The organism is Streptomyces sp. NPDC052101, from assembly GCF_040680235.1.
Classification (GTDB): domain Bacteria; phylum Actinomycetota; class Actinomycetes; order Streptomycetales; family Streptomycetaceae; genus Streptomyces.
Genome location: NZ_JBFAWH010000006.1, coordinates 99,259 through 119,197 on the forward strand (window position 1 = coordinate 99,259; position 19,939 = coordinate 119,197).

16 protein-coding genes are annotated in these 19,939 nt (G+C 71.5%); 6 read left to right on the top strand and 10 right to left on the bottom strand.

Annotated elements, in window-relative coordinates; translation table 11 throughout:
* Nucleotides 1-28 precede the first annotated feature (28 nt).
* The 3 genes from AB0L75_RS13820 to AB0L75_RS13830 all read right to left on the bottom strand — a co-directional run bounded on the left by AB0L75_RS13820 (nt 29) and on the right by AB0L75_RS13830 (nt 2,872).
* Nucleotides 29-1,477 (bottom strand): hydrolase, encoded by a 1,449-nt coding sequence (locus tag AB0L75_RS13820; RefSeq protein WP_365180071.1) that lies wholly within the window; start codon nt 1,475-1,477, stop codon nt 29-31.
* A gap of 199 nt (nt 1,478-1,676) precedes the next feature.
* Entirely contained in the window at nt 1,677-2,453 is a 777-nt protein-coding gene (locus tag AB0L75_RS13825; RefSeq protein WP_365180074.1) for a GNAT family N-acetyltransferase, read from the bottom strand.
* 41 nt (nt 2,454-2,494) lie between these two features.
* Nucleotides 2,495-2,872 carry a MerR family transcriptional regulator gene (locus tag AB0L75_RS13830; protein WP_365180077.1) on the bottom strand — a complete coding sequence of 126 codons (378 nt, stop codon included), beginning with the start codon at nt 2,870-2,872 and terminating at the stop codon, nt 2,495-2,497.
* Between the two features lie 60 nt (nt 2,873-2,932).
* On the opposite strand from AB0L75_RS13830, the gene AB0L75_RS13835 reads away from it, so the two are divergent.
* Nucleotides 2,933-4,183: an MFS transporter gene (locus tag AB0L75_RS13835; RefSeq protein WP_365180080.1), complete on the top strand. Its 1,251-nt coding sequence runs from the start codon at nt 2,933-2,935 to the stop codon at nt 4,181-4,183.
* 34 nt (nt 4,184-4,217) lie between these two features.
* Here the strand turns inward: AB0L75_RS13835 and AB0L75_RS13840 are convergent, their stop codons facing one another.
* Nucleotides 4,218-5,072 (bottom strand): GNAT family N-acetyltransferase, encoded by an 855-nt coding sequence (locus AB0L75_RS13840; RefSeq protein WP_365180083.1) that lies wholly within the window; start codon nt 5,070-5,072, stop codon nt 4,218-4,220.
* A gap of 237 nt (nt 5,073-5,309) precedes the next feature.
* A complete protein-coding gene (locus AB0L75_RS13845; protein WP_365180086.1) occupies nt 5,310-5,957 on the bottom strand; it encodes a chaplin in 648 nt (215 codons plus the stop codon).
* Nucleotides 5,958-6,241: 284 nt separating this feature from the next.
* On the opposite strand from AB0L75_RS13845, the gene AB0L75_RS13850 reads away from it, so the two are divergent.
* Nucleotides 6,242-7,846, top strand: coding sequence for an alpha/beta hydrolase (locus AB0L75_RS13850; protein ID WP_365180089.1), 1,605 nt, complete (start codon nt 6,242-6,244; stop codon nt 7,844-7,846).
* Nucleotides 7,847-7,974: 128 nt separating this feature from the next.
* The gene (locus AB0L75_RS13855; RefSeq protein WP_365180092.1) at nt 7,975-8,499 is read left to right on the top strand and encodes a DUF4232 domain-containing protein; all 525 of its coding nucleotides are present in this window, start codon (nt 7,975-7,977) and stop codon (nt 8,497-8,499) included.
* Here AB0L75_RS13855 and asnB read toward each other — a convergent pair.
* Nucleotides 8,492-10,333 carry an asparagine synthase (glutamine-hydrolyzing) gene (gene asnB, locus AB0L75_RS13860; RefSeq protein WP_365180095.1) on the bottom strand — a complete coding sequence of 614 codons (1,842 nt, stop codon included), beginning with the start codon at nt 10,331-10,333 and terminating at the stop codon, nt 8,492-8,494. The two genes, AB0L75_RS13855 and asnB, sit on opposite strands and share 8 nt — an antisense overlap.
* 279 nt (nt 10,334-10,612) lie before the next feature.
* Nucleotides 10,613-11,392, bottom strand: a complete 780-nt coding sequence (locus AB0L75_RS13865; RefSeq protein ID WP_365180098.1) for an alpha/beta hydrolase — start codon at nt 11,390-11,392, stop codon at nt 10,613-10,615.
* A gap of 157 nt (nt 11,393-11,549) precedes the next feature.
* Between AB0L75_RS13865 and AB0L75_RS13870 the strand changes: the two genes are divergently transcribed.
* Together AB0L75_RS13870 and AB0L75_RS13875 are read left to right on the top strand one after the other, a co-directional pair.
* Complete coding sequence (locus AB0L75_RS13870) at nt 11,550-12,644, top strand: chemotaxis protein (RefSeq protein ID WP_365180101.1); 1,095 nt, start codon at nt 11,550-11,552, stop codon at nt 12,642-12,644.
* 69 nt (nt 12,645-12,713) lie between these two features.
* Entirely contained in the window at nt 12,714-13,748 is a 1,035-nt protein-coding gene (locus tag AB0L75_RS13875) for a Gfo/Idh/MocA family oxidoreductase (RefSeq protein WP_365180104.1), read from the top strand.
* Here the strand turns inward: AB0L75_RS13875 and AB0L75_RS13880 are convergent.
* Both AB0L75_RS13880 and AB0L75_RS13885 read right to left on the bottom strand, forming a co-directional pair.
* A complete protein-coding gene (locus AB0L75_RS13880; protein WP_365180107.1) occupies nt 13,738-15,768 on the bottom strand; it encodes a phosphocholine-specific phospholipase C in 2,031 nt (676 codons plus the stop codon). The two genes, AB0L75_RS13875 and AB0L75_RS13880, sit on opposite strands and share 11 nt — an antisense overlap.
* Nucleotides 15,769-15,900: 132 nt before the next feature.
* Complete coding sequence (locus tag AB0L75_RS13885) at nt 15,901-16,317, bottom strand: SsgA family sporulation/cell division regulator (protein ID WP_365180110.1); 417 nt, start codon at nt 16,315-16,317, stop codon at nt 15,901-15,903.
* Nucleotides 16,318-16,664: 347 nt separating this feature from the next.
* Between AB0L75_RS13885 and AB0L75_RS13890 the strand changes: the two genes are divergently transcribed.
* Nucleotides 16,665-18,104, top strand: a complete 1,440-nt coding sequence (locus AB0L75_RS13890; RefSeq protein WP_365180113.1) for a SpoIIE family protein phosphatase — start codon at nt 16,665-16,667, stop codon at nt 18,102-18,104.
* A gap of 83 nt (nt 18,105-18,187) precedes the next feature.
* Here the strand turns inward: AB0L75_RS13890 and AB0L75_RS13895 are convergent, their stop codons facing one another.
* Nucleotides 18,188-19,681 (bottom strand): hypothetical protein, encoded by a 1,494-nt coding sequence (locus AB0L75_RS13895; protein WP_365180116.1) that lies wholly within the window; start codon nt 19,679-19,681, stop codon nt 18,188-18,190.
* Between the last annotated feature and the right edge of the window lie 258 nt (nt 19,682-19,939).

A 19,939-nucleotide genomic window follows, 5' to 3' on the forward strand; every position in this document is an offset into this window, starting at 1 on the left:
GCCGGCGACCCACCCCCGCCGGTTCGGCTCAGGCGACGTTGAGCGCGGTGTCGTCCACCACGAACGACGTCTGGTACTTGGAGCCCTCGGTACCGGTGAACTTCAGCGTGACGGTCTGCCCGGCGTAGGCGCTGAGGTCGAAGCTGCGCTGGGTGTAGCCGGAGGCCGCGTTGAGGTTCGAGTACGTGGCCAGGGTGCCCAGGACCGTGCCGGAGCTGCTCAGGACCTGGACCTTGAGGGTGTCGTAGGCCGTGCTGGTGGTGGTCTCGGCCGTGTCGATGTGCAGAGAGAAGTTCAGCGTGGCCGAGCAGCCGGACGGGATGGTCACCGACTGGGACAGGGTGTCGGTGGTGGCGGTGCCGTTTCCGTCGAGCCAGGCGTAGTACGAGCCCGAACGGGGCGATTCGCCACTGGAGTTGGTGATGACACCGCTGGTGGCGCTCCAGATGCTGTTGCCGGACTCGAAGCCGTTGTTGCCGAGGAGCTGGGCGGCGGTGCAGGTGCCGGTGCCGCCACCGCCGCCTCCTCCGCTGGTGCCCGCACCGGCCAGCCAGGCGGTGGCGTTGAGGGCGAGGGCCGCGTTGGTGGCGCTGGAGTCGTTCCAGCCGTCGTAGAGGGTGTTGCCGGGCTGGCCGGTGCCGTCGTCGATCGGGGAGCTGTCGCCCCAGTAGGCGATCCGGCCGCTGCCGTAGGTGCTGGTGAGGAAGAAGGCGCCGGTGTTGCCGGAGTAACCGCTGCGGTAGAGCAGGCCCTTGACGGAGGAGTTGTCGGCGGGCTTGAGGGTGGCGGTCGTACCGTTGGCGATCAGGCTCTTGGTGACCGTGCCGAACGAGCCGTGCAGCACCGGGTCGGTGCTGTCGCTGATCGCTGCCGGGTGGTCGGAGCTGATGTTCAGCGAGTCGATCGAGAAGCCGAACGGGTCACTGGAGTCGACGCTGTTGTTGGTCATCAGATCGTTGAGGATCTGGACCGAGTCGTAGCCGTCGTTGTTGCGGTCCGAGCCCGTGTGGTCGGAGATCATGAACAGACCGCCGCCGTTCTTCACGAAGTTCATGATCGCCGTCTTCTCGGCGCTCGTGAACAGCGTGTTCGGCTCCGGCAGGACCAGCGTGTCGAAGTTCGACAGGTCCGTCGAGGACGAGCCGCCGTAGCTGAGGCTGGAACCCGACGGCAGCGTCTTCAGGCTGTAGTCGCCGGTCTTCTGCAGCGCCACGCCCCAGGACGACAGGGCGCCGGTCCAGTCGGTCTCGGCGGACGGGGAGGAGTTCTCGCCGAGCGGGTCGGGCTGGCTGGTGGAGATGATCCAGTCGGCGTTCCCGGCCGTCTCGGCGTGGGCGTTGTCGAACAGGATGCGGTGCGTGGTGGCCGCGTGCGCGGCGGTGCCGCTGCCGACCTGGACGGCGGCTCCGGTGAGGAGCAGCCCGAATCCGGCCAGAGCGGTGGTGAGTCTGCGGCGGGATCTCCTGGATCCAAGCATCCGGCGAAACCTCCATGAGGGGTGGGGAGAGGCGGTGCGGCGCCAAGTCTGCGCGCGTAGAGCCGGCTTGAGGGTTCTACACGCGTCGATTGGTTGAAAGGTACATGGCATGAAGGCCGGATGAACAGAAAGTCCCGGCAATAACCGGAGCGGACCGCTTCCGCCTCCGGCGACCGCTCCCCGCGCCGTTGACGCAGGATCAGCTCTCGTACAGGTACGGGGTCGTGGTGCTCAGCGCGTGGAAGCCGAGGCGCTCTAGGATCGGGCGGCTCATCGGTGAGGCGTCGACCTGGAGATAGCGGTAGCCGTGGGCGGCGGCGACGTGCGCGCGGTGGGCGACCAGGGCGCGGTAGATGCCCCGGCCCCGCCAGCCCTCGACAGTGCCGCCGCCCCACAGTCCCGCGAACAGGGTGCCGGGCACCAGCTCCATCCGGGCGGCGCTGACGGGTTCGTCCCCGGCGAGCGCGACCACGGCGACGACCGTGCCGGGGGCGGCGGCCAGGCGGGCGAGCAGCCGGTGCCGCAGCCGGGTGCCGTCGGTGCCGAAGGCCTTCTCGTGCACGTCCACGACGAGATCGACGCCGGCCGGGTCGGTGGCCTGCACGAGCCGGATGCCCGCGGGCGGTGCGGCGTCCAGGGCGAGCCGGCCGGTCTCGCCGATGAGCAGCGTCTCCTCGGGCTCGGCCCTGAATCCGGCCGCGGTGAGCCGGGCGCCGAGGTCCGCCGGCCGGTCGTGTCCGTAGAGCTTCCATTCGAAGTCGCGGCCGAGGCCGGTGAAGTACGCGACCTGCTCATGGATCGCCCGGTCCGCGCCCGCCGGGTCCAGATCGGACCAGAGCACGCCGTTCCAGCCCTCCGCGTCCGCGACCTGACGCACCACCGCGCCGGCCCGTTCGATCCGGGCGTCCGGGCCGTCGGGAGTCGCGTTCTCGCGCATGTCACGGTCGTAGCGGGCAAGCACCGCCTTGTGGTCCATGCCCTCCACTCGACCATGCCGGACGGGGCCGGGCAAAGCGATTAACGCCCGCCGCTCTCCGGCCGTACGGCGGCGAGATAGGCGCTGAGCCGGTCGCGGTTGCGGGCCAGGCAGTCGATCCGGGACTGGATGCGCTCCAGGTGGCCCTGGAGCAGGGCGGCGGTCGCGGGGGTCACGCACTGGGCGGGCGGATGGAGTTCGCCGGGTCCGGAGAGGTAGGGCAGGATCGCGCGGATCATCTCGGTGGTCAGACCGGAGTCCAGCAGGCCGCGGATCTGCTGGACATCGGCGACCGCGGACTCTGGGTAGCTGCGGTAGCCGTTGCCGGCGCGTTCGGGGTGGAGGAGGTCCTGCTCCTCGTAGTAGCGCAGCAGACGAGCGGGCACACCCGTACGCCGCGACAGCTCACCGATCCGCATGCCCGCCTCCCGCCCGCGCGCTTGACCTTCACACTGATGTCAGGCTCCGACCATGGTCGCATGACCAAGTCCTCCTCGTCTTCCCAGGTCAACGGGGATCCGCTGCCCTGGTCGGGGCTGCTGGCCCTGTCCTGCGCCGCGTTCACCGCCGTCCTGACCGAACTCCTGCCGGCCGGCCTGCTGCCCGCGATGGCGCCCCCGCTCGGCGTCACCGAGTCCCGGATCGGCTTCCTGGTCACCGCCTACGCGGCGGCCTCCTTCCTGGCCGCGATCCCGGTCACCGCGGCCCTGCGCGGACTGCCGCGACGCCCGGTGCTGTGCGGCGCCCTGCTGGGCTTCGCGGTGAGCAACACCCTGGTCGCGCTGTCGTCGTCATACCCGCTCACCTTCGCGGCCCGGCTGCTGGCCGGTGCCACGGGCGGCACGCTGTGGGCGATGCTGGTCGGCTACGCGGCCCGGATGGTGCCGGCCGAGCGGCGCGGGCGGGCCATCGCGATCGTGCTCGCCGGAATCACGCTGGCCCTGTCGCTCGGGGTGCCCGCCGGTACCGCGCTCGCCGGGGCGGTCGGCTGGCGGGCGGCCTTCGCGACGCTTGCGGTCCTCGCCGTGCCGCTGGTGGCCTGGATACGGGTCCGGGTGCCCGGCTTCCCCGGCGAACCCGCGCACGCGCGCGTGCCGCTCGTCCGGGTCGCGCTGCGCCCCGGAATCCGCCCGGTGCTGTCGGTGACCCTGTTCCTGCTGCTCGGCCACCAGGTGATGTACACCTACGTCGCCCCGTTCGCCGGACATGCCGGGTACGGCCGTACGGGACTGTTGCTCGCGGTGTTCGGGACGGCCACGGTGGCCGGGATCTGGCTCACCGGAGTGCTGATCGACCGGCATCCGCGCACCACGCTGCTGGCCGCGCTCGCCCTGTTCACCGCCGTGCTGCCGACGCTCGGCCTGGGCGCGCGGACGCACGCTGTGCTGGTCGGCGCGGTGGCCCTGTGGGGCGTGGCCTTCGGCGGGGCGCCGACGCTGATCCAGACCGCGCTGGTCGACGCCTCGGGACCGGCCGAGGCCGATGTGGCGACCTCGCTGCAGACGACGGTGTACAACGCGGGCATCGCCGCCGGTTCGCTCACCGGTGGTGTGGCGCTGGACGGTCTGGGCCCCGGCGCCCTGCCGTGGACCGCCCTGGCACCGGCCCTGCTGGCGCTGACGACGGTCGCGGGCCACCGGTACGCCTTTCCGGCGCGGCGACAGGGTGTCGCCCCGGGAGCGGACGCGCCGGCCGGGCCGGTGCTCGCCGGGCAGACCGCACGGAACTGATCCGGCGCCGTTTCCTTCGCGACTCCCCTGCCCCTCAGCCGAGTTCGAGTGTGGTGACCCCGAAGACACGGTGCTGTGCGTGCTCGCGCACCGGCCCGGTGTACATGCGGGCGGTCTCGAACGAGGCCTGGAATCCGGCCTCTTCGGCGAGCGCGACACCGGCCGTGTTCGGTTCGGGCACGTCGATGGCGACCTCGCGTCCGGCGGCCTCGGCCGTGAGGGCGGTGAACAGGGCGCGGGCGTCGCCGGCGGTGTCCGCGAAGAGGGGGCCGATGCGCAGGGTGTCGCGGCCGGGCCGGATCATGCCGTAACCGGTCAGGCGTGCTCCGTCGTGGCGGACGAAGGCCCGGTGGCCGGGGCCGGTGAGCCACTCGGCGAGGAAGCGCGGGCGGTCGGCCGGGTAGCAGGCGCTGTCATAGGCGGTGATCGCGGCGAGGTCGGCGGGGCCGGCCGGCCGGATCCCCGCGGGCGCCTCGCCCTGCGGGGCGGTGCCGGTGAACCGGATGGTGCGGTAGGCGAGTTCGAAGCCGGACTGGCGGTAGTTGTCCTGCTGGGCGACGACGCCGTCCAGGCCGACGGTGCGGTCACCGGCGTGCGCGAGTGCGGTCTTCCAGGTGGTGAGGCCGTGGCCGTGGCCGCGCAGGTCGGGGCGGACGAGATAGCAGCCCAGGAAGGCGTAGTCCGCGCCGTAGTTGACGACGGAGATGGCCGACACCGGCTCCCCGTCGAGGCGGCCCAGGAAGAACCCCTCGGGATCCTGCGCGAAGAACACGGGCCCGTCCGACAGTCCGGGATTCCAGCCCTCCGCCGCCGCCCATCCGGCGATCACCGGCCAGTCGGCGAGGGTGGCCTGAGTGACGACGAGGTCGTGGGGGGCCGCAGGGGTCATCGATGCGCTCCATTTCCGTCGGGACCGGACTGCCGCACCGCATCCTTCCGGATCAACGGGGGCCGCGCCACGGGGAGATCAGCCGTTGCGCCCCGCGCGCCCCGGCCGCCGCCGCTTTCGCGGCCGCGCGACGAAGAGCACCTGCGACGGGAAAGGACCGAGGGCGGTGCGGGCGTGGAGCCCGGCGCGCAAGGCCCCACCGGGTCTACGTCCGGTGGGGCCTCGGGTGGAGCGTGGTCAGTCGGGACGGCCGGGGCGGAAGCGGCGGTAGAGGGCCGTGCCCGTGAGGAGCAGCGCGGCGCCGCCGGCCACGACGGGGAAGACGGCGTCCGTACCGGTGTGGGCCAGCGCGGACGCCATCGGCTCCAGGTCCGCGTGGTGCTTCGCCGGTGGCTTCACGGCCGGGCCGTGCCGGTGGCGAGGGGTGCGGGGCAGGCCGTCGGAGCCATTGACCGACCGGTTGCCCTCGGCCGGGTTGCCCGCCCCGATCACGTTGACGCTGTTGCCGCTGACGTTCACCGGGACGTCGACGGGGAGCTGGACGTCGTTGCCGGAGAGCACGCCGGGCGAGCCCTTCGCCTCACCGTGTGCGGAGGCCCCGCCCGACTTCCGCGACCGGGCCTTTCCGTCGTCGCCGTTCGCGCACGCGTTGCCGGCGGCCGGATTGAGCAGCCCCACCACGTTCACGGTGTTGCCGCACACGTTCACCGGTACATGCAGCGGGAGCTGGATGCCGTTGCCGGAGATCAGCCCGGGCGAGCCGGCCGCGGAGCCGTCGGCCCCGGCGCCGCCGGCCGCGAAGGCCGCGGACACCGGCAGCGCCACGGCCATCGCCCCGGAGACTGCGACGGCGGCGATCACGCCGTTACGGGTAGCCCGTCTCATAGGTTTCCTGCCTTCCAGACTTCGTCGCGGGCAGTCGCCCGCAACCCGTAAAACGCCCGCGAACCATCGGAGTTATGGCTTATCGGTCTTTCACCCCGTCGAGCGATACTGTTATCGAACTGCATGTAAAGCCGCTCAATGATCGCCAACTGGGAATGAAGCGGGCGAAGGGTACGGCACCGGACGCCGTACCGCTCGCCCGGAGGCGGGCCGTCCGGGGCCCGCTTATGGTGATCCGAAGGGCGCCGTCCCCGGTCCGCGACAGGCGTCCCGGGAGGCGATCGATGCTGGCCAAGCCGTCCACACGGTCCGCCGTGCGGCACTGCGCGGGTACCGGGGTCCTCGCCCTGGCGCTGCTGGGAGCCGGGCTGCCCGCAGCCGCCGACGGTCATCCGCAGCCCGACCTGACCCGGTTCTACCGGCAGAAGGTGACCTGGGCGGCCTGCAAGGGCCCGGAGATGCCGAAGGACCTGCAGTGCGCGAAGGTCACCGTCCCGCTCGACTACGCCCGGCCCCGCACGGGCACGCTCGACGTGGCCCTGGCCCGCTATCAGGCCACCGGGCAGAAGCTGGGTTCGGTGCTGCTGAACTTCGGCGGACCGGGCGGTGCGGGCATACCGGAACTGGCCGCCGAGGGCCGGGAGTTCATGGATCTGACGAACGGCTACGACGTGGTCACCTTCGACCCGCGCGGCGTCGGCCAGTCCTCCCCCGTCAGCTGCGGCGAGGCCACCGACGAGGCCTCGCAGGCGACGGCCGACAACGCCGACCTCAGCCATCCCCAGACGCTGCTCGCGCAGTTGCGCAAGGCCGCCGGCGAATGCGCCCGGCACTCCGGCCCCGTACTGCCGTACATAGGCACCGTGAACGCCTCCCGCGACCTGGACGTCATCCGCCAGGCCCTCGGCGACAAGAAGCTCAACTACCTGGGCTTCTCCTACGGAACACGGCTCGGCGCGGTGTACGCGGCGCAGTTCCCGCACAAGGTCGGCCGGTTCACCCTCGACGGCGTCGACACCCTGACCGAGCCGCTGTCCGAGCAGGGGGTGGCCGGTGCCGAGGGGCAGCAGACAGCGCTGGACGATTTCTTGGACTGGTGTGCGATGGACGTCGCCTGTCCGTTCGGCCAGGACCGGCGGGCCGCCGGGGACCAGGTGGTCCGGCTGGTGCACTCGCTCGACGAGAACCCGGTCCCGACGGATTCCGGCGGCTCGTTCTCCGGGCAGGACCTGGTGGGCGCCATCGGGCAGGCCCTCTACAGCCGGCAGCTGTGGCCCTCCCTGGAGCGCGCCCTGGCCTCACTGGTCGACGACGGCGACACCCGGGGCGTGCTGACCTTCGCCACCGGGGGTGCCGCTCCGGCCGGCGTGGCACGGAGCGGGAACGGCGGTCTGGTGGATCCGCAGGACGTCCCGTCGGACAACCTGCCGGCCGCGCTGATGGCGATCAACTGCGCCGACGACCCCGACCGGCCCGACGCGGCGCAGATCACCAAGGACCTGAAGAACCTGCGGGCCGCGTACGAGCAGGCCTCGCCGGTCTTCGGACGCTACCGGCTGACCGAGCTGCTCATGTGCTACGGCCGCCCCAAGGGCACCGACTTCATCCGTGACCGGGTCAAGAACGTCCACTCGCCGAAGATGCTGCTGGTAGGGACGCGCGGCGACCCGGCGACGCCGTACCGGTGGACCGTGGAGACGGCCGCCCGGCTCGGCTCGTCGGCCGTCGTGCTGGACAACAAGGGCGACGGCCACACCGGATACACCTCCTCGAAGTGCGTGCACCGGAAGGTCGACGACTTCCTGCTCTACGGCTCCCTGCCGCCGAACGGCAGCTCCTGCCCGGCGGACGGGACCGATCGGAGCGACATCATGAACACCACCAACTGATGACAGTGACGACGCAACCGGGTCATGCGTGCGAATCCGGCACAACCTTCCGCCCCTCCCGGCCGTCACACAGGCAGGCGCCCTTCGGCCGCCGCATCCCGTACGTGCCCGCGACAGGGGGAATGACCATGCGTATCCGCGCCGCCATCGCCGTACCGGCGGCCTCGGCCGCCACCGCGGTCCTGCTGCTGAGCGCACCGCAGAGTCAGGCCGCCACCGGCGACTCCCCACCCGTCCGCTGCGCCGAGAAGACCCTGCCGATGCGGGCGAAGGCCGCGGCCGGCGCACCGACCGTGGTGCGCGTCAGCGTCAGCAACCGCGGCGCCCGCGCGTGTCTCGTCGACCGTGTGCCCACCGTGACCTTCGGGAACCTGGACGGCGCCGCACTGCCGACGCCGCAGGGCGGCACCGGCAGCTACCGGCTCGCGCCGGGCCGGACCGCCTACGCCGACGTCCGGACCATCGGCGACCCGGCGGACCCCGAGGCCCGCCGGGTGGACACCGTGGCCGTGGCCGCCTCGACCGCGCACCGGGGCCGCTCCTTCACCGCCGCTCAGCTCGGCACCGGGCAGCAGGTCCTGGTGTGGGAGCCGGTGACGACGTGGTGGCAGCCCACGGCGGCGGCCGCGGACCGGGCCATCGGCCTCAGCTGAGGTCCACCTCGGGCGAGTAGACGTCCAGCCAGCGCGCGAGATCCAGGGTGCGTTCCAGCCCTCGCCGTCCCGCCTGGGTACTGACCGGCGCCTCGCGTTCGGCGGCCTGGCGCAGCCGGTCGCGGTCGATGAGGTCGAAGACCCGGTGGGAGGGCTGGGCGAGCAGGTCCTTGGCCTGCTCCTGGAGGGCGCGGGCGTACTGCGGGTCCTGGGTGGACGGGTAGGGGCTCTTGACCCGCTCGTACACCGAGCGCGGCAGGACGTCCGCGGCCGCCTCCCGCAGCAGGCTCTTCTCCCGGCCGTCGAAGGACTTCAGCGCCCACGGGGCGTTGTAGACGTACTCGACCAGCCGGTGGTCGCAGAACGGCACCCGGACCTCCAGGCCGACCGCCATGCTCGTCCGGTCCTTGCGGTCGAGCAGGATCCGGACGAAACGGGTCAGGTGCAGATGGCTGATCTGCCGCATCCGGTACTCGAAGTCGCTCTCGCCGTCGAGCCGGTCGACGGCGGCGACCGCGGTGCGGTAGCCGTCGGCGATGTAGCCCTCCAGGTCGAGGGACTTGGCCACGTCGGCGCGCAGGATCTCGGAGTCGTCGCCGAAGTCGCGGCCGAAGCGGACCAGCCAGGGGAAGGTGTCGGCGCGGCGCGCCTCCTCGTCGAAGAACTGCAGATAGCCGCCGAAGACCTCGTCGGCCGACTCGCCGGACAGGGCCACCGTGGACTTCTCCCGGACGGCGCGGAAGAGCAGCAGCAGCGAGGTGTCCATGTCGCCGAAGCCGACCGGCAGGTCGCGGGCGCGGATGACCTGCTCGCGCACGGCGGGGTCGGCGAGGGACTGCACGTCGAGCACGATGTCCTGGTGGTCGGTGTCGGCGAGCTTGGCCACGTCGTGCACGAAGGGGGTGTCGGGGGTGCCGCGCAGTTCGTCGGCGACGAAATGGTCGGTCTGGCCGACGAAGTCGACGGCGAAGCTGCGCACCCGCTCGCCCTGCTCGGCGAGTTGCCGGGCGGCGATCGCGGTCATCGCGGAGGAGTCGAGGCCGCCGGAGAGCAGTGTGCAGCGCGGGACGTCGGCGACCAGCTGGCGGCGCACGATGTCGTCGAGCAGCGAGCGCACGGTGGTGATGGTGGTGTCGCGGTCGTCGGTGTGCGGACGGGTCCGAAGGCGCCAGTAGACGCGCGTCGACAGGCCCGAGCGGTCGACGGTGACGACCGTGCCGGGTTCGACCTCGCGCATGCCGTCCCAGATGGCGTGTCCGGGGGTCTTGATCATGACGAACAGCTCCCGCAGCCCGTCCAGCGCGACCCGGCGGCGGGCCAGCGGGTTGGCGAGGATCGCCTTGGGCTCGGAGCCGAACAGAACGCCGTCGGAGGTGGGGTAGTAGTAGAACGGCTTGATGCCCATGCGGTCGCGGATCATCACGAGCTTGTCGTGCCGGCCGTCCCACACGGCGAACGCGTACATCCCGTTGAGCCGTTCGGCGACCGCGTCCCCCCATTCGAGGTAGCCGTGCAGGACCACCTCGGTGTCGGAGTCGGTCGTGAACCGGTGGCCGCGGCCCGCCAGTTCCCCGCGCAGTTCGGTGAAGTTGTACGCCTCCCCGGAGTACACCATCGCCACGGTTCCCTCGGGGGTGTCGAAGGACATGGGCTGACGGCCGCCGGGGAGGTCGATGATCGCGAGTCGGCGGTGGCCCAGGGCGGCCGGGCCCTCGGCCCAGGCACCGCGGTCGTCCGGGCCGCGGCAGGCCATCGTCTCGGTCATCGCATGCAATGTGGTGGCCTCGGTGGTCAGGTCACGGTCGAAGGACACCCATCCGGTGATGCCGCACATGCGCTGCCTCCTGCCTCCGGCTCGCGGCCGGCTCCGGCGCTCACCTGGGCTTTCCCAGGTGAACCAGGGAGCGGCCGACAAACCAGTTGTATCGAGCACCTATATGACGAGCGTCCGTCAGTTGCCTCAGGCAGTCAACTCGGCCGCAACACGGCCGACCCGCCCACCCCCATCATTTCGGCCGTCTTTTGCTTGCGCGAAATCTGCGAAGCCCATGCCGTCGGGCCGGCGCCACCAGGAACCGGCCACAGGCAAAGACTTCACCAAGCGACCCGAGGGTCAGGGCTTTTCGCTCACAAACCGGTCCAGCACGGCCGTCAGCTCGGCCGGCTTCTCCAGCGGCAGTTCATGACCCGCGTCGAGGATGCGGACGACCGCGTCCGGATAGGCCTTGGCCATCCGGAGCATCTGCCGCACCGGCAGCTGCACGTCGTGATAGCCGTGCACCATCAGGGTGGGCGTGCGGATCTCGCCGGCCCGGCCGAGGACGTCGAAGGCGCGCATGGCGCCGTACAGCGTCATCACGACCTCGCGCGGGGTCTCGGCGGAGGCGCGGACGTGCGCCCGGATCTCCTCGCGCGGATGACCGGGCGCGAAGGCGCGCTGGATGTTGGCGGCCACGAACAGCCGGTACGGCACGAGGGTGGAGGCGGCCATGAGCAGACCTCGGCCACGGCTGTACGTCATCCGGGCGATGGAGCCCACCAGCACCATCCGCTCCACCCGCTCGGGGTGGGCCAGGGCGATGGTCTGCGCGATCATGCCGCCCATCGAGTGGCCGACCAGCACGAACCGCTCGACCTCCAGATGGCCGAGGAGGGCGAGGACGTCCCGCGCCAGCTCCGCGATCGTACGCACCCCGGCCCCGGTGCTCTCCCCGTGCCCGCGCAGGTCCAGCCGGATCACCCGGCGTCTTTCGCCGAAGTGCGCCATCTGGTGGTCCCAGCGGTGCCGGTTCGCGGTCCAGCCGTGGATGAGGACCAGGGGCACCTCCCGTGCGTCACGGGGACCCTCGTCGTCGTACGTCAGGGCCGCTCCGTCGACTTCGAGCTGCGGCATTCAGGCCTCCTGGGGTGCACTGCGGACCGGTTACTGGCCGGTAAGGTATCCGTCCGCGGGGCGCCCTGTCACCGTTCCGCGGCGCGGAGATCCGCCGCGACCCCCGGTCCGGATTACCCCGAATGCCGTGCCTGTGAATCGGACCTATCGTGCTGTCATGGAGCACGCACTGAGTCCCGCGACCCTTGCCGAACTGCGGCGCCCGCGCCCCTATCCCGCGGTGTCCGTGCTGACCCCGACGCACCGTCGCGAACCCGAGAACGGACAGGATCCCGTCCGGCTGCGCAATGTGGTCACCGAGGCCCGCAGGCGCCTGGAGTCCGATCCCGCCGTCACCCGTGAGCGGCGCAACGACGTCGTGGCGCAGCTCGACCGGGCGCTGACGGAGGTGGACCTGGCGCATGCCGAGGACGGCCTGGTGATCTTCGCCGCTCCGGGCGAGCACCAGGTGTGGTCCCTGGCCCGCACCGTCCCCGAGCGGGTGGTGCTCTCGGACACCTTCCTCACCCGCAACCTGGTCGCCGCGCATGCGGCCGAGCGGCCCTTCTGGGTGCTGTCGGTCTCGGCGGACCGCGTCACCCTGTGGAGCGGCGGCGAGGGCCGGGTGGTGCAGGACCGCTCGGGCGGCTTCCCGCTGGAGCGCAGGCAGGAGAACTTCGACGCCGAGCGCCAGATGCAGATCGGCGAAGTGCCGAGCAACTTCCGTGACGAGGGCACCCGGCTTTTCCTGCGCGCGGCGGACACCGCCATGAGCACGCTCCTGCGCGAGCAGCCACGGCCGCTGTACGTCACCGGTGAGCAGGCGGCACTGTCCCTGCTGGAGGAGGCCGGCAGCCTCGCCAGGAACGCCGTCCAGGTCCCCTACGGCGGCCTCTCGCACTCCGGCCCGGAGGCCGTGTGGCAGGCTCTGCAGCCGGTCCTGGCAGCGGAGACACGCAAGGACACCACGACCGTCGTCGAGGAACTGACCTCGGCACGCGGGCACAAGACCTTCGCGGCCGGGGTGGACGAGCTGTGGCAGAACGCCCGGGAGGGCCGCGTCCGGCTCCTCGCCGTCGAGGAGAACTACCGCACGACCGTCCGTGACCAGGGCGACCACCTCGTCCCGGCCGAGCCCGGCGACCTGGACGCCCGCGACGACATCGTGGACGAGATCGTCGAGCAGTGTCTGGAGACCGGCGCCGACGTCCGCTTCGTACCCGACGGCACGCTGGGCGACGCCGACGGTATCGCGGGGGTGCTGCGGTACTGAGCCCCCCGGCAGCGCTCCCTGCGCGGCGTACGCTACGGCGTGATCGTCGGCGTAAGGGAGCGCGCGCACATGGGTGACCTGCTCGGGGTTGCGGTACTGGGTGCCGGACACATGGGGGCCGACCACATACGGCGGCTCGACCAAGTGGTCAGCGGAGCAAGGGTCGCGGCGGTGGCCGACCCCGACATCGAGCGGGCGGAGGAAGCGGCGGCCGGCCTCGACAGCGTCACCGTGCACACGGACCCGGTGGCCGCGCTCGACGCACCCGGTGTCGCGGCCGTGCTGATCGCCTCCCCCGGCCCGGCCCATGAGGAGGCCCTGCTCGCCGCCTTCGCCCGCGGACTGCCGGTGCTGTGCGAGAAGCCCATGGTGCCGGACTCCACCGGTGCGCTGCGGATCGTGGAGGCCGAGGCGCGGCTGGGCCGCCGGCTGGCCCAGATCGGCTTCATGCGCCGCTACGACAGCGAGTACCGCCGCCTCAAGGCGCTGCTGGCCGGCGGAAGCCTCGGCCGGCCCCTGATGCTGCACTGCACCCACCGCAACGTCTCCTCCCCCGACGACTTCACCAGCGCCATGCTGATCAACAGCTCCGTGTCGCACGAGATCGACGCGGCGCGCTGGCTGCTCGGGCAGGAGCTGACGGCGGTGACCGTGCTGCGCCCCACACCGTCCGCCGACGCCCCCGAGGGCCTGCTCGATCCGCAGTTCGTGCTGTTCGAGACCGAAGGAGGCGCACTCGTCGACGTCGAGGTGTTCGTGAACTGCGGATTCGGCTACCAGGTGCGCTGCGAGGCCGTGTGCGAGCGGGGCAGCGCCCGGATCGGTGCCGGGCACGGCATGGTCGTCACCGCGGCGGGCAGCGCCCGCGAGGAGGTGGCACAGGACTACCTCGTCCGCTTCGCCGACGCCTACGACCGTGAGGTGCAGGCCTGGGTCGACGCCACCCGGCGCGGCGAGGTCACCGGTCCGGGCGCCTGGGACGGTTATGCCGCGTCCGTCGTCGCCGAGGCGGGGGTCCGGGCGCTGGAGCGCGGCGGCCGGGTGGCCGTCGAACTCGCCCCGCGCCCGGACCTGTACGCCCCCTGCGCCGGCCTCAGCCGCTGACGCTGGCGGCACCCGTCTCCAGGTGCCCGGTGAACCGGCGTGACCAGGTCGTGTCGGAGTCGACGGTCACCGTGAAGTCGTACCAGCCGTTCTGGTAGGCGACGGCGTTGAAGAAGTCCTCCGTCGAGCCGCCCGCGGCGACGGTGTAGGTCCAGGGTCCGTCGCTGCGGTAGTGGTGGGAGGTGATGGTGAACTTCACCGTCGAGGAGCCCGAGTTGGTCATCTTGAAGTAGACGGCCAGCTTGCCCGTGCCCGGTTCGGTCGCGTAACGGGTGCTCACCTCCGCGGACCTGCCCGCCTTGGTCGCGTCGCCCTGGAAGCGGCGCAGGAAGCGGTTGGGGCCGACCATGGTCAGGTCGTACTTGCCGCCGCCGAAGCCCGTGCCGATGTTGAAGTAGTCGGAGGCGGTGCCGCCCGCGTCGACCGTGTACTGGAACGGCGTGGTGTCGCGGTAGGCGTTGGGGTGCAGGGAGAAGTGAGCCGCCCGGGACGCCGGAGCGCCCTGGTTGGTCATGGTGAACCAGGCGAGGATCTTGCCGGCCGCGCCGAACTCCAGGTGGTCCAGGTAGCCGCCCGGCTGATAGGGCAGCGCACGGGCCTGGCGGGTGCCGGGCTCCTGGGCGGGCAGGGCGTTGTCCGTCGGCACCGGGTTGGGCAGCGGGCCGCAGGTGTCGATGCCGATGACGCCGGTCGCGGGCAGGGACACCGCGCCGTACACCGGGTTGGCGAAGTCGAAGACCCCGGTGAGGTCGCCGCTGACCCGGCGCCGCCAGTCGCTGATGTTGGCGCACGTGACGGGCTTGCCGAGGGCGGCCGTCCAGGTCTCCAGGAAGCGCAGCACCGAGGTGTGCTCGAAGACCTCCGAGGAGACCCAGCCGCCGCGCGTCCAGGGCGAGATGACGAGCATCGGGACGCGGAAGCCGAAGCCGTACGGCACCCCGTTCAGGAACTCACCGGCCGTGCCGGCGGGGGGTGCCGGCGGGGGCACATGGTCGAAGTAGCCGTCGTTCTCGTCGTAGTTGAGGAACAGCACGGTCGAGTCGAGGACGTCCTGGTCGGCTGCGAGGGCCTGGTAGACGAGGTTGACGAAGTGGGCGCCGTCGCCGGGCGGGGCGTAGGGATGCTCGGAGAAGGCCTGGTTGGGGACCACCCAGGAGACCTGCGGCAGGGTGCCGGCGACGACGTCGGCCTTGATGGCGGCGGCGATGTCGTCGGGCGTCGAGCCGGTTGCCTTCGGCACCGAGGACATGCCGCGGTCGTACAGCGGGTCACCCGCCTTGGCGTTCGTGAAGTTCTTGAAGTAGGCGCAGCCGTTGTCCCCGTAGTTGTCGGCCGCGTTCTGGTAGACCTTCCAGGTCATCCCGGCGGCCTGCAGCGCCTCGGCGTAGGTCTGCCAGGTCAGGCCGGACTCGTCGCCGCCGTCGTAGCTGGAGGAGTCGACCTTGCCGCTCCACAGGTAGGTGCGGTTGGGGCCGGTGGCGCTGAGCGTGGAGCAGAAGTAGGCGTCGCAGATGGTGTAGTTGTCGGCGAGCGCGTAGTGGAAGGGGATGTCGGAGCGGTCCAGGTGGCCGAGCGAGCGGACGTTGCCGACGCCCGCGACCCAGTTGTCCATCCGGCCCTTGTTCCAGGCGGAGTGCTGCGAGGACCAGGAGTGGGGCAGGTCGCCGCTGCACTGGGCCAGGGTCTCGCCGTCCTTGCCGCCCGCGTCCGGGGTCGCGCTGAGCTTCCACGGGTACTGACGGCCCGTCCCGTTGGGCTGGTTGAAGACCGGGTAGCCGCCGCTCAGGGTGATGCCGCTGCGGTCGTCGAAGCCGCGCACGCCCTTCAGCCGGCCGAAGTAGTGGTCGAAGCTGCGGTTCTCCTGCATGAGGATCACCACGTGCTGCACGTCCTTGATCGTGCCGGTCGCCGTGGTCGCCGTGGTCGCTGCCGCGGCGGTGCGCGTTCCGGCGCTCAGCGCGACACCCGCCGCCACGGATGCGCCGAGTCCCACGAAGCCTCTTCGGCTGATCGGTGTCATTCGCCCCGTCCTTGTCCCCTTCGGTGCCCCTGCGGCACGCCGCGCGCCAGGGTGCCCGTGGTGACAGTCGGGGTCCATACCGGTGCGGTGAGGTGGAGATGAACAAAAGTCAAAGTCGTTCGGGGAGCGCCCTCACACCCCGCCGAACAGGGCGCCCAGCCCCCGCTCCACCACTGCGGACACGTCCTCCTGCCCGGCCGGCACCGTGGCGTAGGTGCGCAGCAGGAAGCGGCGCAGCGCGGAGGCGGGGAACTGGAGCAGGGCCAGGCCGTGGGGCGAGTGGAACTCCAGCACGGTCCGGGTACGGCCGTACGGCCATATCTGTACGTCCCCGTGGCCGGCCGGGGCCCGCAGCCCCTGGTCGAGCAGGGAGCGCGCGAAGACCCAGCTGACCTCCTCGCCCTCCAGGGAGGCCTCGGCGGGGAAGTCCACGAAGACGGCCAGGGGGTCGTCCGTGGAGTAGCGCAGCGTGGCCGACACGGGGATCTCCTGATCCTCCGCGGTGATCAGCCTGGCCTGGGCGGACTGTTCGACTGTGATGGCATCCATGCCTTAATGGACTCTGCGAAGGCGCCTCGCATGACACCAAATCCAGTCATAGTTCGACGGGTACAGGACGGTTGCGCCACGCTGGAACACAGGAGCGGCAAACACATGAGCGAGCGCCGGGCGCACGCGCCCCGCGTTACGCAACTCCCGTAGGGCGACTACGACTTGACCGGCGATACGCGTACGTCATTTGTGTGCCGGGATCACTCCGGCAAGACTCTGGCATATGCCGGAAGCACCAACCTATCGTGTGTTGCCAAATCCCTTACGGGGCGTCGCGGGCTGTGCAAGAGTCGTAACGGTCCCCCCGTCCCCTCCCGGCCGTTTCGTCCCCATCGGAGTGCGTCATGCCGTCCCCTGTCTCCGCGGACCGCTCATCCGCCCAGCCACCCGGACGCGGCTCGTTCGAGGCGTTGATCACACAGACGCGACAGCTGAAAGGCGAGGTGAACGCCGTACGGCGGGACACCCCGAGCGACGGGGCGGACCCGGAGGAGCGCTGGCAGCGCGCCCTGTGCGACCTCGCGCTGCACCAACTCGACGATCTGGACGCCCACTTGGCCCAGCTCCGGGACGGCCCGGACACCGAGCCGGCGGCTGCGGCCGCATCCGCCGGGGCACCCGCCGTACGGCCCGTGCCGGCCGCCCCCCCGCCCGGCTCGCTGCTCAGCCGCGTCGGCAGCGCGGAGTGGAACCTGCTGACGGACGAGGCGACCTGGTCCGGTGAGCTGTACCAGATCCTCGGCCTCGCCCCGGACGCCCCCGCCCTCACCCTGGACGAACTGCCCTCGCTGGTGCTGGACGAGGACCGGCCGAAACTGACCGCGATGGTGACGGACTGCCTGGTCGACGGCAAGCCCATCGACGGCGAGTTCCGCGTCGTACGGCCCGACGGCCTCGTCCGGGCGGTGCACATGATGGGCGAACCGGTGCTCGGCGCCGACGGCGGGACCGCCTCGATGTGGGCCGTGCTGCGGGACGTGAGCGAGCTGCGCCGCAGCCAGCGGACGGTGCACGAGACCCGTGACTCGCTGCAGCGTCATCGCCGGCAGGAGCAGACCGAGCACCGGATCGCGGCCGAGCTGCAGGAAGCCGTGCTGCCGCCGTGGCGCGGCTCCCTGCGGCTCCCGCACCAAGGGCCACGAACCCTCGACCTGGCCGCCCACCGCCTCCCCGCGGCGACGCAGACCCTGATGGGCGGCGACTGGTACGACGCGCTCGAACTGTCCGACGGCGAGACCCTGCTCAGCGTCGGCGATCTCACCGGGCACGGGGTGGCCGTCGCCTCCGGCATGGCGATGCTGCTCGGTGCCGTACGCGGCATGGCGCTGGCCGGCACCCGGCCCGGCGAACTGCTCGGTATGCTCAACCAGTTACTGGACGCCACCGTGCAGCCCGCCCTCGGCAGCGCCGTCTGCTGCCGCTACCGTCCCGAGACGCACACCCTGGTGTGGGCGCAGGCAGGACACCCCGCCCCGCTGCTGTATCGCGACGGGACGGGGCGCATGCTGAACGCACCGGACGGCGTCCTGCTCGGCGCCACCTCGGGCGCCGTCTACGGAGAGGCCGACGAGACCCTCCGGCCCGGAGACCTCCTCCTGCTGCACACCGACGGACTGGTACCGGGGCACAGCCCGGCCGCGGCCGTGGACCGCCTGCTCGACCTCGCCCCGCGGTTCGGCGCGGCGCGCACCGCGCAGGACTGCGTACGGACACTGGTCGAGGAGTTCGGCGGGGCCGGACGCGAGGACGACGCGTGCGTGCTCGTCGCCAGGGTCACCGCATGAGGGTCACCGCATGAGCTGGACCGTGAGTCGCTGAGGTACGAGTTGTCGAGGTGAATCGGCGCACAGGCCCTGGGCCTGTGCGCTCACGCCTGCGCGCTGCCCGCGCCCTTGGCCCTCGGCTTGGGCAGGGCGAGCCGGATCTCCTCCCGCAGTTCGTGGATCCTCGGATAGCCGGCGTACTCCGCGGTCAACCGGTACATCTGGCGCAGCCGGTCCCAGGTGCGACGGGAGGAATTCGAGCCCATCGACATCAGGGCCAGCCGTGCGTAGCGGTCGGCCTGTTCGGGGTCGTCGGCGATGAAGCAGGCCGACGCCATGGACAGATGGTCGAAGATCTTCGACCGCTCCCGCCCGTCGACACGCAGGGCGAGCGCCTTCTCCGCGTAGTGCTGGGCGTGCACGGCCTCGCTCGGGTCGAACTCGGCCAGCGTGCGATAGGCGAGGGCCTGCATGCCGTACAGGTCCTCGTCCTTGAAGGTCTGCATCCATTCCAGCGGTTCGGCCTTGCCCCGGTCGGCGACGAACATGTCCTCCGCCTGGCCGAGGGTGCGGCGCATGGCCTGGCCCTTGCCCATCGAGGCCTGGGCCCAGGCCTCGATGGTGTGGAACATCGCCTTGGTGCGCGGCTGCAGGCGGTCGCCGGCGCCGGACTGGGCGAGCTTCATCAGGTCCAGTGCGTCGTCGGGCCGGCCGAGGTGCACCATCTGCCGGGCCGCCCGGGACAGGGCCTCGCCGGCCCGCGGCCGGTCACCGCCCTCCCGGGCGGCATGGGCGGCGATGACGAAGTACTTCTGCGCCGTGGGCTCCAGGCCGACGTCGTGCGACATCCAGCCAGCGAGGACGGCGAGGTTGGCGGCGACGCCCCACAGGCGGCGCTGGAGATGGGGTGGATGGTGGTAGGCGAGCATGCCGCCCACCTCGTTGAGCTGGCCCACGACCGCCTTGCGCTGAAGCCCGCCGCCACGGGCCGCGTCCCAGGCACGGAACACCTCGACCGAGCGTTCCAGCTCCTCGATCTCCTGCGATCCGATGGGGGCGGCCTCATAGCGGTCGAACCCGGCGGGGTCGGCGTGCAGGGGGTCGTCGAGGACGGGGGCGTCGGCCTTCAGGGCCGGGTCGGTGTGCAACCAGTCGTACATGGCGCTGCTGAGTGCGGATCCCGCGGCGAGCGCGGCACCCGCGCCCACCAAGCCGCGTCGGTTGAGCATGAGGTCCATTCCCGTGAATTCGGTGAGGACCGCGGCGGTACGTTCGGGCGCCCACGGCACGCCGTCGGGATGTTCCTCGATCCCGTCGCCCTGCCGTCTTCCCGCACGCCCGTGCCGCACCAGACCGAGGTCCTCGATGGTCACGACACGGCCGAGACGCTCGGTGAACAGAGCCGCCAGCACCCGCGGTACGGGATCGCGCGGGATCTCTCCCATGTCGATCCACCGCCGCACCCGGGAGGTGTCGGTCGACAGCTGGGGGTGGCCCATGGCCGCCGCCTGCTTGTTGACCAGCCTCGCGAGTTCGCCCTTGGACCAGCCGGCCAGGCCGAACAGGTCCGCCAGGCGGGTGTTGGGTTGTCCGCTCACGTCAAGCCCCCAGGTTCTCGGCTGAGTTGACAGTAGACCCGTGGAGGTTGCCGGGCGACTATTCGCCAGGGTTCGCCAGGGTCCGCCAGATGGTGTGCCACTGGGCATCGGGTGTCGAGTAGGAACGCGCCACCCCGACCCGGTCGCCTTCCGGTCTGATCGGAGCTGACGGGTGCATTCCCCAGGGTGCATCCGGGCGGCCGGGCCGGGCGGGCGCACGCTCGTAGTGCATGCGATCGGAGTACGGGCTCCCCGGAG

What these genes read in the sequence shown, in the direction of transcription:
- AB0L75_RS13820 (WP_365180071.1), bottom strand. Translation starts at nt 1,477, where the DNA reads ATGCTTGGATCCAGGAGATCCCGCCGCAGACTCACCACCGCTCTGGCC.
- AB0L75_RS13825 (WP_365180074.1), bottom strand. Translation starts at nt 2,453, where the DNA reads ATGGACCACAAGGCGGTGCTTGCCCGCTACGACCGTGACATGCGCGAG.
- AB0L75_RS13830 (WP_365180077.1), bottom strand. Translation starts at nt 2,872, where the DNA reads ATGCGGATCGGTGAGCTGTCGCGGCGTACGGGTGTGCCCGCTCGTCTG.
- AB0L75_RS13835 (WP_365180080.1), top strand. Translation starts at nt 2,933, where the DNA reads ATGACCAAGTCCTCCTCGTCTTCCCAGGTCAACGGGGATCCGCTGCCC.
- AB0L75_RS13840 (WP_365180083.1), bottom strand. Translation starts at nt 5,072, where the DNA reads ATGACCCCTGCGGCCCCCCACGACCTCGTCGTCACTCAGGCCACCCTC.
- AB0L75_RS13845 (WP_365180086.1), bottom strand. Translation starts at nt 5,957, where the DNA reads ATGAGACGGGCTACCCGTAACGGCGTGATCGCCGCCGTCGCAGTCTCC.
- AB0L75_RS13850 (WP_365180089.1), top strand. Translation starts at nt 6,242, where the DNA reads ATGCTGGCCAAGCCGTCCACACGGTCCGCCGTGCGGCACTGCGCGGGT.
- AB0L75_RS13855 (WP_365180092.1), top strand. Translation starts at nt 7,975, where the DNA reads ATGCGTATCCGCGCCGCCATCGCCGTACCGGCGGCCTCGGCCGCCACC.
- asnB (WP_365180095.1), bottom strand. Translation starts at nt 10,333, where the DNA reads ATGTGCGGCATCACCGGATGGGTGTCCTTCGACCGTGACCTGACCACC.
- AB0L75_RS13865 (WP_365180098.1), bottom strand. Translation starts at nt 11,392, where the DNA reads ATGCCGCAGCTCGAAGTCGACGGAGCGGCCCTGACGTACGACGACGAG.
- AB0L75_RS13870 (WP_365180101.1), top strand. Translation starts at nt 11,550, where the DNA reads ATGGAGCACGCACTGAGTCCCGCGACCCTTGCCGAACTGCGGCGCCCG.
- AB0L75_RS13875 (WP_365180104.1), top strand. Translation starts at nt 12,714, where the DNA reads ATGGGTGACCTGCTCGGGGTTGCGGTACTGGGTGCCGGACACATGGGG.
- AB0L75_RS13880 (WP_365180107.1), bottom strand. Translation starts at nt 15,768, where the DNA reads ATGACACCGATCAGCCGAAGAGGCTTCGTGGGACTCGGCGCATCCGTG.
- AB0L75_RS13885 (WP_365180110.1), bottom strand. Translation starts at nt 16,317, where the DNA reads ATGGATGCCATCACAGTCGAACAGTCCGCCCAGGCCAGGCTGATCACC.
- AB0L75_RS13890 (WP_365180113.1), top strand. Translation starts at nt 16,665, where the DNA reads ATGCCGTCCCCTGTCTCCGCGGACCGCTCATCCGCCCAGCCACCCGGA.